Genomic DNA, 12,683 nt, shown 5'->3' on the forward strand with positions numbered 1-12,683 from the left:
TATGAATTTCTCTAAACCATTTCAACACGATTTCATTGCCTTTATTGTTACCACATCGTTTTACCGCAGAGGAATTGCAGTATTCATCCGATATCTCCTCGTTAAAGGAACATAACGAGCCTTCGGCAACGCAATAAAGACTCAACATGCTTAACCTACTCAAACAAGAATACAAATTGCCTTTAGGTATTCTCGCCGTACTGTTTTTTAAGCTTATTGGCGACAACCTTCTGACTGGCGGTTTAGCACCAATTTCCTACGTACTGACAACGGGTGTCCTGTTCTATGTGGTCATGGTCGCGATCTTCTCGGTGGTACGCCACTCTGACGCGCTTGCCATCAAACTAGGCGATCCTTACGGCACTCTCATCCTTACCCTTTCCGTTGTACTGCTCGAAGTCATCATGGTCTCATCCGTCATGCTTACCGGTGATTCAAACCCGTACTTAGCAAGGGACACTATGTTTGCTGTTGTTATGGCAGTGTTGAATGGCTTTGTAGGTATTACCTTGCTGATCGGAGGTTTGAAGTATCACACTCAAACCTACAATCTAGATGGCATCAAGGCCTACTTGGTAGCAATTATTCCACTGGCGCTACTTTGTTTGGTGCTGCCTAACTTCACCAGTACGGATGCCTTCGGCAACATGTCGACTAGCCTAACGTGGACATTGGTGCTCGCTTCGATTGCGCTCTATGCCGTGTTCCTCTTTGTTCAGACACGAAGCCATACCAGTTATTTTATCGATGCGGATAATGAGGACTGTCACGATCACCATGGGCCACTTCATAGCAATGCATTCCATACCATCATGCTCGTCAGCTATCTCGTCGTGATCATCTTACTTGCGAAAAGCCTGGCGATTCCAATCAATGATGGTATCACCGTCATGGGCGCACCAGCAGCATTAGGTGGATTGGTGGTTGCGTTGATCATTCTTGCTCCAGAAGCCGTCGGCGCAGTCAAAGCAGCGGTAACCAATCAACTGCAGCGTGCGATGAATCTCTTTTTCGGTTCAGTACTTGCGACGATAGCGCTGACCGTCCCAGCGGTACTGCTGATATCTGGCGTAATGAACGAGCCAATTCGTTTGGGCCTTGCACCTGCAGAAATGGTATTGCTCGGCGCAACGCTCCTCATGACCAGTGTGAGCTTCAGTAACGGTAGAACCAATTCACTCAATGGGGCCACGCACCTCATTCTATTCTTCGCCTACATCATTTTAATGTTTGATTAATCATGAAAAAGGGCTTTGGCACTCGTACGCCAAAGCCCCACGATAAATTGGAGAATGCTATGCAAGATATTCTTAGCGCAATTTGGTCACAAGATTTTGATGCGCTTCTTGAAATTAATTCCCTGCACATCTTATTGCTGTTACTCGGCGTGGTTCCATTCTTGGAGTCGAGTCTGGTGTTTTTGCCACTGCCGGGCGACGGCTTAGTCCTTTTTGTCGGTGGTCTTGTTGGGTTAGGTGCACTCGATTTTTCAAGTGCGTTAATTGTCCTCTCCCTTTGCGCATTTGTTGGTAGTGTCATTGCTTATCTGCAGGGGCGTTGGCTACACAATTCAAAGTTCATGAATAAAGCGGAACAAACTCTACCAAAAGATGCACTGCCAAAAACTCGCTCTCTATTGAATAAATACGGTTTCTTGTCCCCGTTTATTTCACGATTCATTCCTTTTGTTCGGGTACTCACGCCGATGTTAATGGGCGTGGCTCAACTTAGTTTTTGGCGAACGGTTGTTATCAGCTTCACCAGTTCTTTAACGTGGGTAGTAACACTGCTATTCATCGGCAAATGGGTGATGAGACATCCATTTATCGAACAGTATCAAGCATTACTAGCAAAGTGGTTCTTAATTGGCAGCCTCCTTTTGATGGTGACAGCAACGATCACTCTCTTTGTTCGTTTAGCCATAAACAACAACGACATGAATACCCAAGGGTAACTCCCTGTTATCAAGCCAAAACTTACTTCTAGGGCCAAAGTTATGACCTTTATAAACTTACCTTTTCAGGATAAAAGTACTTAAAACCTGTATTTCAAACTAGGTGAATGCCTCTCAAACGACAATGCGAAAAAACTGCACAACTGATTAGTCAGGCAGAGTCTCAGCAACTCGCCTCGATTTTCCACAAGCTCACAAACGAAGAACGTATCGCGATTTGGGAAATGCTCATAGATGTTAACCCGAGTTTAGCGGCCAATCTGCTCGATCATTTTTCTAACTCGGAGTTGGTCAGTTTGATGAGTCAACTCACTACGAGCACAACGATTTGTTTGTTTCAATACATACATTCAGCAGATCGTCGATTGCTTATCAAAGAATTGCCTCACGATTTACAGGTGCAGTTAAGAGCCTCATTGCCAGAAGCATAGAAGTATGAAGAACGCGCTGCGTTAAGTTACCCGCTTTACTCGGCAGGCGGTATTTGTAAAAGCGAAGTACTCAAAATCGACTCAAACGCAACAGTCGACACCTTAAGCACCATGCTAAGCGCGGAAGAACAAAATCTGGATAGATTAGAATGGCGTTACGTTGATTGCGACCTTTACTCTAACCATGGCGTACCCTCTACTTAAAGCGCTGGGCCAAAACGGAATTGATGCATTTACGCGTATCATGGGCTTTCTTCTAATTTGTATGGGCGTACAGTTCTTCACTCTAGGCATTGAAGAAATCGTTCTAGAAATAAATCATTTGCTGTAACTTTAAAAATACAAAAACGAATCTCCATAAAATATTACACCCAAATAATTAAACCATATATACCCCGTCGATAATTCGTCGGGGTATTTTTAATTAAAAAGAAAAACATGAAAATTTGAACTGCTGTAATTCATAGATTATCAAGTACCAAACCAATAATTCCTCACTCATTAAATTTTGCTCCCAGCCTAGTTTCAGTGATTACCTTGTCGATTTATCATCATCTTTTGTTATTCATTGCTTACAAAATGAACCATTGAGTTTGTCAACGATTCACATATACTAATAAGCACGATTCCTATTTATTGCTGTGAGGGTTTATGATTGATTTAAAAGATTTGGATCTCAATCTTCTCAAAATACTGAAAGCTGTCGTCGAGACTCAAAATACTCATGCAGCGGCAGATATGCTCGGCATCTCTCAAACAAGCGTGAGTCGAGGTCTGGCTAAATTAAGAGATACATTTGGAGACCAACTTTTTATCCGCAAAGCACATGGTGTTGAACCATCGGAACTGGCAGAGAAACTTGCTGAGGCATCTGATGAAATGCTCAACCCTATAATGAAAGTCGTTGAGTCGTACCATCACTTCGAGCCATTAGAATTTACAGGCGAAGTGACCATTGCAATGAATGTTTTTTTACTCGAACAATTTGGTGACGGGGTATTTAGCGCACTTAGAGAAGCGCTTCCTAAAGCAAGCTTTAAAATGCTGTACTGGCAAGAGCACAGTTTGTTAGATGTCCTTAGTGGGAATATTGACTACTTAATTCATTTTGCAGGCATGCCGTTGCCACAAGATATCTATCAACACAAACTTCAAGACATCAAAATTAGCCTTGTCGCACGCAAAGATCACCCGATCTTAAGCCAAGGTCAAGACTGGGAGGATATTCATGATATCCCTGTCGCTCGAATACTCCTAGACGGTATTAATACCAAGCGTTCACCGATTGAAGAACTATATCTCTCTAAAGGGTACCAAGTACAAGTCACACTCGCGACACACAGTGTCTCTGTCTTAATTAACAAAATCAAAAGCTCTGATGCTTTGTGTTTTGGTAGCACCTTTATGACAGTGAATGAACCTGAATTGCAGTGCTACCCTCTTCCAACGCTCCCTAAAGAAATGCACCAAGTTCAGCTTAACGGGGGTTACTTGCAATCTAAGCGCGGCTTTCCGCTTAACCAGCATCTACACCAAGCAATACAAAGCTACTTCGATTCCATTGAGCAGCCTGATTGCCTCCATGGTTTAAAAAGTACCGTTGGAACTCACATTTTACCTACACGCTAAAAATAGTAGTGATACGCAATCACTACTCTTTTGAAGATAACAAGCCAGAAGCTTATCGAACTGAAGAGGTTTTTTGGGGGTATAAAATGGTGTCTTTGATTTCATGTTTGTATTCATAGCTGAAATCAGGAAACGGAAACGCACCCTCTTCATGCCATTTTGCTACAACTTGAGCGGCTTTTGTCTTTCGCTCCTCATCATCCGAGCCCTGCTTCTTCACTAACTGGTATTGGTTGGAGTGTGCGATTTTCGCTCCAATACTTTCTACCTGCGCTAATACGGCAAAAAGAATATCTTCTTGCACGGCCATAAACTCTTCATTGTCTCGGCATCTAATATACGCCATGATGTTGATGTTGATTGAGAACTCCCCAACTCCAATTAACCTCACACGTACAGGTTCCGCTTCTGTCATTTGATGTTGGAGTAACAATCTCCGAATATTAACTATCAGAACGCGCAATTGCTCTAAACTGATCTCCGAACGTAACCTCAATACATGATCCATCCGACGTTTATCGCGCCTTTCTAAATTATCAATTTCCATATTGGCGAACTCTGAGTTCGGTATCGTAATCAAAGATCGCTCTAACGTTCGGATCCGAGTCGATCTCAACCCGATGCTTTCGATTGTTCCAAGTTTTTCACCATAACGGCAAAGTTCACCAATTTTGATTCCACCATCGGCATAGAGCGTCAACCCGTTGATCACATTCTCCAACACCGGGCGAATTGCAAGCGCGACCGCCAAACCACCCACACCTAAACCAGCAAGTATGGGCGAGATTGAGAATCCCATATACTCAATGACATAAACACCAAGCACCACAATCGTCAATCCACCGACAATTCTCGCCAAGACAGTGATGAGAGAAGAATCTACGTGCTTCCCATTGTGTTTTTTAAATACATAGATCTCTGCAAAATAGTTAAATATTGCCATGATCAACCAAGACACAGAAACGAACTGCGCAACTAAGAAAGAAGTAGCGAAAAACTGATAAATACCCCCGGTTAACCAAACACCATCATCAATGAACTTTCTGGTCATCATCAGTAGCAATACCACTGACACCAATGAAATTAACCTGCCTACTCGCCACTTGAGCCCTTTACTTTCCCACTTATCGTTCCAGCGATCGCCAAACATAAAGCTGATTTTAATCATTACTTTACATAATGACAGAACACAGGCTAATGCAAACCACTGCCACAATGGAAGTGGTCCATACAACTGGTTAAACAAAGATGGCAACGCCTGTATGTACCGCTTAGAAATCAAAGGGCCTGGGCTGGCTAAAAACGTTTGATAGTGATCATCTCTCGGCTTCACGGCGTAATCATTCGAAGCTAATGTCCGATACCAACGGGGTAAGCTCTGAACCGTCGCGGCTGAAAACAAAAATTGGTCAACATTATCTCCACTCAATTGCTTGGAGATAACAATATCGGAGTTTCCAAGACGCCAATACGACAAATCATTCTCTCTGACTTGATTAAGATCTGGCGAGCTTTCACGAACATCCAAATCAAATCGGTCAATAACCTCTCGCAGTAAAATGATTCTTTCCATCGTTACGACGGTGCGGCTGCGGTTAGGTACCAATGAGAGATCCATGGTTCTTAGAGCCTGAGCATAAGCCTGTTGAGCTTCAGGAAGTTGTAAGGTCTCATCTTGCCAATGTTTGATCACCACATCCGATGCGTACATAAAACTGGCTAATGTATCACTTGGGCTCGATGTGTCAGCCAACTTCACCGGTTCATTTGCTCGGGAGGATAAACTGATAGAAATAAGCAAAGCATAGAATAAGATTGCAATATAACGATTTAACATTATTTCTCTTCCTCCCCGTTGACTGGCTGTTTTAGACCACCGCTAGGTGCACCCTGAGTATTATTGGCTGGCTGTACCTTGGCTTGTTCCATTGGGGTTATGGAATAACCATGATCAATCAAAGATTGGTGGGTGGAATAATGGCTGACCGCTTTTAATAAAGTCGATGTACAAAAAGAGAAAAATTTACGTACTTGTTTCATGGCTGCCTCCATCAAACGAGTCACGTCCTTGTGATATGAAAAGTCAATTAGTCGAACTCAAAGCTTCAACTCTCACTAGTTAATGTACTTATCGAAGAACAAACCAAGCTCTTTCAGTGCATCGTCTGATTCTGGCATATCCACAATAAGGCCATTCATGTAATCACCGTGGGCTTGACCATCGTATACATGCAAGTGCGTGTCAACGTCTGCACTACGCAATAATCGATGCATTCGAACGGTGTCACTCAATAGAAGATCGCGAGTACCTGAGATGAAAATCGTTGGTGGAAAAGATTCTATTTCTGCATTGATTGGTGATAACAGCGGGTTATCCAAAGGCTCCCCATTGGCGTACAGATCAAATGTGCCTTGAATCACGCCTTCGCGTTGGCCAAGTGGATCAAGCCCTTTCAATGTGTGCCATGTGTCTGACGTCTCTTTTAGATCGACTGCCGGCGTCCCTGCGAACAAAGCACCTGGAGTAGGCAACCCAAGCTCTTGAAGCTTAAGTGTTGATGCCAGGGTCAAATTACCACCAGCGGACGTACCAAACATGGCAGTCGCTTCAGGAGCCTGCGTCTTTATTAGCTCTTTCCATACCGTCACCACATCATCGATAGCCGCTGGGAACGCGTGATGTGGCGGCTGGCGGTAGTCTATCGAGATAACTTGAGCACCTAAGCCGTTTGCAACCCAAATCGCTTCTCTCATTGCAGACTCTCCACCACCAAGGACAAAAGCACCACCATGGATGTGGACAAGCCACTTATCTTTGTATTCTGGTGCTATATTTTTTGGGGTCACAAGGAAGGTATCTACACCTCCAATCTGCTTCGTTTCAAACGTCGTCCCTGTCTGCTCTAGCGCGTAATGCGCAAGCTCGATACCAGATTGGTCATACATCGTTTGAAACTTTATCCATTCTTCTTTTGTGGTTGGTACAGAAACATTAAGTGGTGATTGAGTGCCTCGTTGTTCTATTAGGGCGGAAAACTCATTAGAAACACCAGTCGGGGTAGGAATAGTACGTTTGTCCAACACAGTATTTGCAAATACTGCAGAACTTGATAGTCCGATTAAAAGAGTAGGAATAAGAGTTGCTAGTTTAGATTTCATGGTCGCTCCAGTTGTTGGTTTTGGTTAACTGAAGCCATTATTCATTGAGCAAACCATAATGCCCATGAATTAGAGAAATTCAAATTTGCCCTGTCAAACCCTGCAATAATGAATTTGTCTAATTCATTAAATTTAAGGGATTCTCATGAGATAACGAACACCTAGCTTATGAGGAGGTTCCATGAAATATCTACCGATCATCACCATATTTTCTGCGTACTTAGTATTTTTCTTTTTGCTTGTAATGAGGCTTAGTCGCTAATCACATGAGTTGTTGCCTTTGATGCAGAACGCACACTCCTACATTTACCAATAAACTATCGGCGTTAATACCAGTCCAAATAAAAAACGCCGAACTGATGTCGGCGTTTTTGTTTTGATTTGCAGCAAATGGCTTAGAAAAAGTCGATCGAGTTACGACCACTCTTCGGATCGCGCACGGCTTGAGGCTTTTCTGCTTTCTTGCCTTTTTTCGCAGATTGAGACAACGCGTTTTGTTGCTCTTTCCATTTTTTATCCGCCGCTTTACGACCCGTTGATTGAGGGCCAGTACCCTTTACATTAGGTTGCTTCTCTTTGCGTGGCTTTTCTTTACGAGCAGGTTGCGCTTCTTTCTTCGCTTTCTTTTGTGCTTTTTGCTCTGCGGTTTCTGGTTCTGTTACTGGTGCGTCACACACAACCACGTAGTACTCTTGATTGAACTCAAAGAAATCACCATCGTACATCTTGCGGCGTTTACGCGTTTCTAGCTCACCATTTACAGCCACGTAACCTTCATCGATTACATGTTTAGCTTCGCCACCACCACTGACCAAGTTTGCGATTTTGAAAAGCTTGTACAGCTCAATTGGGTGCGCGTCAACGTCGATGCCAATCGCTTCGATCTCAATCTCTTCGCCTTCTAAATACTCTTCGTTTTCGTAATCTTGGGTCATGTTGTTTACTCATTTGTCTTGATGCACGGAGTTTAAACGGAATACGGCCAAATAGAAACGTGATCTTGGCGTATTCTCGCACCTGAAGGTTACTTGAGTATATACTGACCCAATAACTCTTTGAACGAGCATAAATTTTGTCCACCCCCTGCCAAATGACTTTTGCAACTGCGAACCTGTTTAATTTTATCGCACCACCGAATGCGTATTATGACTTTGAGAACATCTACTCATTTGAGCAGTGGCAAGACAAGCTCGCTTGGACCGCATCACAAGTTAACCATCTGAATCCCGACATCATTGGCTTACAAGAAGTATTTAGTATTGACGAAACCAAAACATTTTTCGCTGATATGGGTTATGAATATTTTGCCACGGTAGACACACCACATATCGAAGGGGATTACATATACTCTCGCCCTGTTGTTGCAGTAGCGTCTCGCTTTCCTATTGAACATTTTGAACCGGTAACATTCGATGAAGAGACGCTCGATGCCTTCGGTGAAGTCGACGCGCCTCTTTTCAGTCGCAAACCGATTCGAGCAATCATAGTTCACCCTATCATTGGGCATATCGCTGTTTATGTTACGCATCTAAAATCGCAACGCCCTGCCGATTCTGACACACCAGAAGAAGCAAGCAGACCCATTGCTCGCTGGCTTTCCACGCAACAACGCGGCTGGGAGGCAGCAATGCTGCGCGATGCCATGCAAAAGCAATATGCTCTCACCCCAATGCCGACTGTGTTGATGGGCGACATGAACCAACCCATCACTTCAACAAGCGTAAATCGTGTCTTAGTCGAAAAATTCGGTGACAGTGTCATCGACCTAAAGCTTGGTGATGGTTGGGAACTGCAAATCGCGCCAACATTAGAACCACGCCCAGCAACCCATTACCACTTCGCAAAAGGAAACGTGTTGGATTACATCTTATTGTCGCAAGAGTTCAACTCGCATGCAGATGTATCGATTGCAGAAGTGACGAGTTACCAAGTACTTGATGCGCACTTAATCAATCCGTCTTTTGAGAGAGATAAGAACGCCAGCGACCACGCATTTGTGGCGCTGACGGTAGAGATTAAGCTTTAAATTGCATCTCGATAACGCTTAACAATCCTACGAGGGATAAGCTCAATACCCGCTTTATAGCGTTTTGCCGATGCATTTAAAGCCAGCTCCATCGCGCTGTCGGCAATCAGTTCGAATTGCTGAGGCAACGAGTTAATTTTGATTGGTAGGAAGTCCAGTAAACGGTTGTCGCCAAACGTCGCTAAACGCACTTTTCCCATGAGATCCGGCTTTTCTAACATCACGTCTAATACACCTTCAAGCAAGGTGTAAGACATGGTCACAACCGCATCTGGAAGCTTGCCTTGGGCAATCCAGCCTTCGAGCACTTTCTTACCTTCTTCCCGAGAGAAGTGCTGGCCGTAGCCAACCGAAACGGTTTTACCTTCTTGCTGGCATGCTGAACGAAAACCCAACTCACGCTCTTTCGATACTTGTAGCTCTTCCAATGCACCGATAAGGCCGATCGTTTCAATATCAGAAGAGAGGACCGATTCGGTAAGTTCAAACGCCGCATCAAAATCTTCACTGATCACGCAGCAGAAATGCTCATCGTCCATCGGGCGGTCAAGTGCGATAACGGGCGTGCCTGAGTTTTGTAACTTCAAATAGAATTCACTTGCGGCTGGCATACTGCTCGCAACGAATAACGCATCGATTCGGCGACTCACTAGAGCTTCAGCCACCTTTTCTTCGGTTTGCGGATCATCATCTGAGCAACCAATTAAAATCTGGTATCCCGCTTTACGCGAGTTTTGTTCAATCAGTTTCGCCAACCTTGCATAACTGGTGTTCTCTAAGTCGGGAATGATTAACCCAAATGAGCGTGAGTTCCCCGCACGTAAAGAAGAGGCCGCGTGATCTGGTTTGTAATTATATTGCTCAACAACCGCCATCACTTTCTTTTGTGTCTTCTCGCTGATGCGGTACTTCTGCGCTTTTCCATTTATTACATAGCTTGCTGTGGTCTTAGAAACCCCTGCTAATTTCGCTATTTCATCCAGTGTCATATCCTAAGCCTTACTATGTGCGCCGGATCATATTAATACATCAACGATCCTAAGATAAGTTGAATTATACGCTGAACCGATTCAGTATAAAAGCTGAAAGGATTCAGCAAAACTTAAAAGTTGACGGGAGTCACCTAAATCAATCGTTAAGCACTGACAGGTTAACATCTGATTTTAAACAGTTTCGCTGAATGCTTTAAAAATTTAATTACCTGCCGAATCGATTCAGTTTGATATTAAGCGAATAGACACGTTCAGCAAAAAATACACTCTCGGCGTTGCGCGCTGCGTAACCAAGATGAATTAGAAATAGAGACCTTAAGGCTGGAGAAGCACCATGCTTAAGCTAAATAAGAACGATATTACCCTTTCACAATCTGCGACAGATAAATTTGAAGCGATCAAAAGCATCGCTCAAAGCCTGACTAACAAAGGTCTGGTTGAACAAGGTTATGTAGAAGGCATGCTAAACCGAGAAAACCAAAACTCAACATTCTTGGGTAACGGCATCGCGATTCCACACGGTACAACCGATACACGTTCAATGGTGAAAACCACTGGCGTAGCCGTTCATCACTTCCCTGAAGGTGTTGAATGGGGCGATGGCAACCAAGTCTTCGTGGCTATCGGTATCGCGGCAAAATCCGATGAGCACTTGGGCATTCTTAAGCAGCTAACCAAAATATTAGGTGCTGACGGCGTGGAAGCGCGTTTACGCAATGCGAAAAATGATGACGAGCTCATTGCCCTACTTCATGGTGACGTTCAGCTAGAAGCCGATTTCGATGCTTCCCTTATTCAGCTGCTATTCCCAGCAAGCGACATGGTTCAAATGAGCGCCGTTGCCGGTGGTTTACTAAAAAATACTGGCTGTACCGGTAATGAGTTCGTCGCTGATCTAGTAACCAAAACACCAACGCATCTTGGTCAAGGTCTATGGCTAGTCGGTAGCGATAAGCAAGTGACTCGCACTGGCGTTTCTTTTGTTTCTACTGCTAACGACTGTGAGTTTGAAGGCGAGAAAGTACGTGCGCTGATTGCATTCGCCGCTTGCAACAATGCTCACCTATCTATCCTAAGTACGATCTCAAAGCTTGTGTTCAACAACGAACACAACAAACTACTGGATGCGACTGTAGAACAAGTTTTGGCGCTATTCAAAGGTGAGGAAATGGCAACCGAAACAGCTGAAGATGGCAACACGGCAACATTTAAGATCAAAAACGCACACGGTCTACACGCTCGTCCAGGCGCAATGCTGGTTGCAGAAGCAAAGAAATTCGAATCAAACATTCGCGTAGCAAACCTAGATGGAGATGGCAAAGCCGTCAACGCGAAAAGCTTAATGAAAGTGATCGCACTTGGTGTGAAACACGGCCACCAGCTTCAATTCTCTGCTGACGGTTCAGATGCAGCGCAAGCACTTGAGTCTATCGGTAAAGCGATCGCGTCTGGTCTTGGTGAAAGTTAAGGAGCGGATTCATGACAGCAACATCTCACTCTATAACGGCAACAACAACTGCAACAAATAAGGTCGTTACCATCACGCTTAACCCAGCGCTTGATCTAACAGGTTCGCTAAACACGTTAAAAGTCGGTTCAGTAAGCCTTGTAGAAAACAGCAACCTACACGCAGCAGGCAAAGGCGTAAACGTCGCCAAAGTGCTGAGCGATCTTGGTGCTGATGTGACGGTGACCGGTTTCCTAGGTAAAGACAACCCAGAGCTCTTCCACCAGCTATTTGCGGAAATCGGTGTGAACAATGAGTTTGTTGAGGTGGAAGGTGCGACGCGCATCAACGTAAAACTGGTTGAAGTCGATGGTCAAGTCAGTGACATCAATTTCCCTGGCGTTCAAGTAACCGCAGAAGAAATCGTGCGCTTTGAACAAACCCTATTCCGTCTTGCAGAAACACACGACTACTTTGTGCTTGCTGGCAGCCTACCAGGTGGTGTGACTGCTGAGCAATGTGCAGAGTGGATTGAAAAGCTGCGTCAACTGGGCAAAAAAGTGTTGTTCGATAGCAGCAAAGCCGCTCTTCGTTCAGGTATCGATGCACATCCATGGCTTATTAAACCAAACGATGAAGAGCTAAGCGACTTTGTAGGCGATCACCTAGAAACACCAGAGCAATGCCAGGCTGCGGCGCAAACGCTAAGCGACAAAGGCATCGAAAACATCGTGGTTTCAATGGGAGCAGACGGCGTAATGTGGCTAAACCAAGGTGAATGGCTGCGCGCACAACCACCTCGTATGAATGTGGTAAGCACAGTAGGTGCAGGTGACACGCTCGTTGCTGGTCTGTGCTGGGGCCACATGCAGGTGATGCCAAAACACGATTTGCTGCGCTTCGCGACGGCGCTTTCTGCCCTAGCAGTGAGCCAAGTTGGCGTTGGCCTAACCAGTCAGGAAGAACTGGAGAACATTAAGCTCCAAACACAAGTAACCGAGCTTTACCCTAATACGAACTTAGACAATAACTAAGGAACAGAAGG

Annotated in this window: 13 protein-coding genes; 8 read left to right on the plus strand and 5 right to left on the minus strand. The window is 44.5% G+C overall.

What is annotated here, in order from left to right; genetic code table 11:
• The first annotated feature begins 146 nt into the window (after positions 1-146).
• The 5 genes from AK966_RS08095 (at position 147) to AK966_RS08115 (ending at position 4,014) form a co-directional block, all read left to right on the plus strand.
• On the plus strand, positions 147-1,238 hold the full coding sequence (locus AK966_RS08095; RefSeq protein ID WP_119463914.1) for a calcium:proton antiporter: 1,092 nt from the start codon (positions 147-149) through the stop codon (positions 1,236-1,238).
• A gap of 59 nt (positions 1,239-1,297) precedes the next feature.
• On the plus strand, positions 1,298-1,954 hold the full coding sequence (locus tag AK966_RS08100; RefSeq protein WP_119463986.1) for a DedA family protein: 657 nt from the start codon (positions 1,298-1,300) through the stop codon (positions 1,952-1,954).
• Positions 1,955-2,061: 107 nt separating this feature from the next.
• Entirely contained in the window at positions 2,062-2,385 is a 324-nt protein-coding gene (locus AK966_RS20130; RefSeq protein WP_259343746.1) for a magnesium transporter MgtE N-terminal domain-containing protein, read from the plus strand.
• A gap of 160 nt (positions 2,386-2,545) precedes the next feature.
• Positions 2,546-2,716, plus strand: a complete 171-nt coding sequence (locus AK966_RS08110; RefSeq protein WP_253252634.1) for a MarC family protein — start codon at positions 2,546-2,548, stop codon at positions 2,714-2,716.
• Between the two features lie 320 nt (positions 2,717-3,036).
• Positions 3,037-4,014 (plus strand): LysR family transcriptional regulator, encoded by a 978-nt coding sequence (locus tag AK966_RS08115; protein WP_099077697.1) that lies wholly within the window; start codon positions 3,037-3,039, stop codon positions 4,012-4,014.
• Between the two features lie 52 nt (positions 4,015-4,066).
• Here the strand turns inward: AK966_RS08115 and AK966_RS08120 are convergent, their stop codons facing one another.
• The 4 genes from AK966_RS08120 to AK966_RS08135 form a co-directional block, all read right to left on the minus strand.
• Positions 4,067-5,851, minus strand: coding sequence for a mechanosensitive ion channel family protein (locus tag AK966_RS08120; RefSeq protein ID WP_119463915.1), 1,785 nt, complete (start codon positions 5,849-5,851; stop codon positions 4,067-4,069).
• The gene (locus tag AK966_RS08125) at positions 5,851-6,054 is read right to left on the minus strand and encodes a hypothetical protein (protein WP_099077695.1); all 204 of its coding nucleotides are present in this window, start codon (positions 6,052-6,054) and stop codon (positions 5,851-5,853) included. The genes AK966_RS08120 and AK966_RS08125 overlap by 1 nt, the downstream gene beginning before the upstream one ends.
• 75 nt (positions 6,055-6,129) lie before the next feature.
• Positions 6,130-7,173, minus strand: a complete 1,044-nt coding sequence (locus tag AK966_RS08130; protein ID WP_099077694.1) for an alpha/beta hydrolase — start codon at positions 7,171-7,173, stop codon at positions 6,130-6,132.
• Positions 7,174-7,568: 395 nt separating this feature from the next.
• On the minus strand, positions 7,569-8,108 hold the full coding sequence (locus AK966_RS08135) for an RNA-binding S4 domain-containing protein (RefSeq protein WP_099077693.1): 540 nt from the start codon (positions 8,106-8,108) through the stop codon (positions 7,569-7,571).
• 155 nt (positions 8,109-8,263) lie between these two features.
• Between AK966_RS08135 and AK966_RS08140 the strand changes: the two genes are divergently transcribed.
• A complete protein-coding gene (locus tag AK966_RS08140; RefSeq protein ID WP_119463916.1) occupies positions 8,264-9,199 on the plus strand; it encodes an endonuclease/exonuclease/phosphatase family protein in 936 nt (311 codons plus the stop codon).
• Here the strand turns inward: AK966_RS08140 and cra are convergent.
• A complete protein-coding gene (gene cra / locus AK966_RS08145) occupies positions 9,196-10,188 on the minus strand; it encodes a catabolite repressor/activator (RefSeq protein WP_119463917.1) in 993 nt (330 codons plus the stop codon). The genes AK966_RS08140 and cra overlap by 4 nt on opposite strands.
• A gap of 337 nt (positions 10,189-10,525) precedes the next feature.
• On the opposite strand from cra, the gene fruB reads away from it, so the two are divergent.
• Positions 10,526-11,659, plus strand: coding sequence for a fused PTS fructose transporter subunit IIA/HPr protein (fruB, locus tag AK966_RS08150; protein ID WP_119463918.1), 1,134 nt, complete (start codon positions 10,526-10,528; stop codon positions 11,657-11,659).
• An 11-nt stretch (positions 11,660-11,670) separates the two neighbouring features.
• A complete protein-coding gene (pfkB, locus tag AK966_RS08155; protein ID WP_119463919.1) occupies positions 11,671-12,672 on the plus strand; it encodes a 1-phosphofructokinase in 1,002 nt (333 codons plus the stop codon).
• The last annotated feature ends 11 nt before the right edge of the window (positions 12,673-12,683 follow it).

Origin of the sequence: Vibrio sp. PID23_8 (assembly GCF_003584965.1) — a bacterium.
Classification (GTDB): Bacteria; Pseudomonadota; Gammaproteobacteria; order Enterobacterales; family Vibrionaceae; genus Vibrio.

Excerpts from the sequence above, each read along its gene's own strand:
- AK966_RS08095 (WP_119463914.1), top strand. The coding sequence starts at position 147 with ATGCTTAACCTACTCAAACAAGAATACAAATTGCCTTTAGGTATTCTC.
- AK966_RS08100 (WP_119463986.1), top strand. The coding sequence starts at position 1,298 with ATGCAAGATATTCTTAGCGCAATTTGGTCACAAGATTTTGATGCGCTT.
- AK966_RS20130 (WP_259343746.1), top strand. The coding sequence starts at position 2,062 with ATGCCTCTCAAACGACAATGCGAAAAAACTGCACAACTGATTAGTCAG.
- AK966_RS08115 (WP_099077697.1), top strand. The coding sequence starts at position 3,037 with ATGATTGATTTAAAAGATTTGGATCTCAATCTTCTCAAAATACTGAAA.
- AK966_RS08120 (WP_119463915.1), bottom strand. The coding sequence starts at position 5,851 with ATGTTAAATCGTTATATTGCAATCTTATTCTATGCTTTGCTTATTTCT.
- AK966_RS08125 (WP_099077695.1), bottom strand. The coding sequence starts at position 6,054 with ATGAAACAAGTACGTAAATTTTTCTCTTTTTGTACATCGACTTTATTA.
- AK966_RS08130 (WP_099077694.1), bottom strand. The coding sequence starts at position 7,173 with ATGAAATCTAAACTAGCAACTCTTATTCCTACTCTTTTAATCGGACTA.
- AK966_RS08135 (WP_099077693.1), bottom strand. The coding sequence starts at position 8,108 with ATGACCCAAGATTACGAAAACGAAGAGTATTTAGAAGGCGAAGAGATT.
- AK966_RS08140 (WP_119463916.1), top strand. The coding sequence starts at position 8,264 with ATGACTTTTGCAACTGCGAACCTGTTTAATTTTATCGCACCACCGAAT.
- cra (WP_119463917.1), bottom strand. The coding sequence starts at position 10,188 with ATGACACTGGATGAAATAGCGAAATTAGCAGGGGTTTCTAAGACCACA.
- fruB (WP_119463918.1), top strand. The coding sequence starts at position 10,526 with ATGCTTAAGCTAAATAAGAACGATATTACCCTTTCACAATCTGCGACA.
- pfkB (WP_119463919.1), top strand. The coding sequence starts at position 11,671 with ATGACAGCAACATCTCACTCTATAACGGCAACAACAACTGCAACAAAT.